This window comes from Acinetobacter sp. AG1, assembly GCF_001005525.1.
Classification (GTDB): Bacteria; Pseudomonadota; Gammaproteobacteria; order Pseudomonadales; family Moraxellaceae; genus Acinetobacter; species Acinetobacter modestus.
This window is the reverse complement of record NZ_LBMZ01000025.1, coordinates 1-2,372: the sequence shown is the minus strand read 5'-3', so window position 1 is coordinate 2,372 and position 2,372 is coordinate 1. Positions and strand designations below refer to the sequence as shown.

Here is a 2,372-nt window from a genome sequence, read left to right as displayed (position 1 = left end):
AGGGGTGTTTTTTTGCGGGGGGAGGAAATATCAAATAGTTGTAGTACCTTTAATTGATGTATATCAAGTAATTCATTTTTTGAATTAGACCCTAAAATTCAGCGAATTATAAAAATTTAAATCTTAAAATTTAGTGAAAATCTCGTTTCAAGAAAATAGTTTGAATAAGTTCTCTTTTATATTTTTTACTTGAAGATAAAGTATATTTACATAAAAGCTAGATTGTGATTTCATTAGGCATATTTTTATAATTAAAAATCTTATCCTGTTTTAGGTTAGATTGGGGATATAAAGGAATGATGATGAATAAAAAACAGCTTACTCTAAAGTTGTCAGCGATTACTATGTCAGTAATGTTAGCGAGTTGCGGCGGGGGAGGAGGCTATTTTGACACAAATAGTGGATCTTCCAATACCGATAATACAAATACGTCAACACAAGTATCTGCTGAACTTTTATCTGTAGGTCAAAGTAAAAGTAGTCTTAATGCGGGTGGCAATGATAGCTTAGATTTGACGATCCGGACATTAGATAAAACAGGTGGTATAGTTCCTAAAGCAAATCTCAAGATTGAGATTAAGGATGCTTTAAATGCTGGTGCAAGCCTAAGTACTAAAAGTAATATTGTGAGCGATGAAAATGGACTTGCAAAATCTACGCTAACCCTAGTTAATACAACACTCGATCAACGCATAAATAGAACCATTACAGTTGTTGTAACATCTGGTCAAACAAAACAAGAATTAGCTATTCCAGTAAATGGTACTGCAATTACTATTTCTTCAGATATGAATTTATTAGAAGAAGGTGATACTGCTACTATTACACTAACTGCACTTGATGCGGTTGGAAGTCCATTAAAAGGTGCTAAAGCAGGTTTAGTTGATGTTACTGGAAAGACGATTACTGATCTAATTACGACAGATGTAGCCGGGAAAGCAATTTTTAAAGTGCCCTATTCTACAGTTCTTAACTCTTCAGATCGTAAATTGAGTTTGCTAGGTAAACTAACAGTGGAGGGAGCAAATCAAACAGTTTCTAATTTATTAACTATAGATCCTATTACATTAACTGCAAACGTAGCTGATAATGTTTTACAGCTGATTTCTAATACTGATCCGGTTGGTATTGATGTTGCAAAACCCCTTACGTTTAAAGTAACAGCTAATACCGAAGCTGAATTAAAGGGTAAAGTGGTTAAATTTGCAACAACCAATGGTACAGTTACTCCTGAAGCTTTAATTAACAATATTAGACAAGAGAATGGTAAGTGGGTTGGCGAGGTTACTACAACTCTTGTAGGTGCAGTGGCGGCAATAGCAACTGTGTCTGCACAATTTGGTGTTAATACATATTATGCTGCTCAAAGGGTAAGTCCAGGCTTACCGGCTATGATTTCGATCCAATCTGAGGCTAGTGTATTAGCACCAGGAGCGAATACAAAAATAAGTGCTTTGGTTAAAGATAAAAATGGCTCTCCAATACCAAATACAGAAGTATCATTTTTTGTTGTAAAAGATACATCTTCAACAGGACAGATTTCTCAACCAAAAGCTATGACTGATAGTGCTGGTCGTGCAACTGTAGTTTACACTGCTGGTGCAGCTCAAACATTAGGTGGTGGTGTAGAAATTGATGCAGCTGCTGGTGATGCTAAGGTTCAAGCGCCTGTTTATTCTGAAAGGTTGAAATTAACAGTTGCAACCCAATCTGCTTATATTACTATTTCACAAAATCATTTAGTTACTACAGATCCAAACGCTAGTACTTTTTATAATAAGGATTTTTCAGCATCTGTTGTTGATACTGCTGGAAATCCAATTGCAAACCAAAAAATTAGTATTTCATTAGAACTGGTAAGTTTTATGAAAGGGGAATTTAATTGGGTGCGCGAGGCTTCTTATACTCAACTTAGTGATGGTACCTTCTCATGGGTAAATTTCTGGCGTTGGTCTCGTGATTACATTACTGTTGAGAATAATATTCCAAAGAGAATTACAACCTTTGTAGAATGTCCATCGAATGAATATGCAAGTAATATTGCTATTTTGAGTATGAACAATACACCACTTGGAACAAAAACAACATTTACTACTGATTCGCAAGGTAAATTTGACTTTAAAGTTAGATATGGTAAAAATTATTCTAATTGGCTACGTGCTAATATAGTTGCAGCAACTACAGTTTCAACAAAAGATAATACAATGGCTTTATCTTTTGTACCTCCTGTTGCCGTAACTGATGTTGATGATGCAGAAGGAAAATTTAGACCAGATAAAACAAGCCCATTTGGCACTGATATTACCAATTGTCTAATGTACAAATAAGCATAACGTAGTCGATTTATTGTGTAAAATAAACCGAACTAATTA

1 protein-coding gene is annotated in these 2,372 nt (G+C 34.7%); it reads left to right on the top strand.

Going from position 1 to position 2,372, the window contains the following annotated elements:
* Positions 1–302 precede the first annotated feature (302 nt).
* Positions 303–2,327: an Ig-like domain-containing protein gene (locus AAV96_RS00230; RefSeq protein WP_046737854.1), complete on the top strand. Its 2,025-nt coding sequence runs from the start codon at positions 303–305 to the stop codon at positions 2,325–2,327.
* Positions 2,328–2,372: the final 45 nt, after the last annotated feature.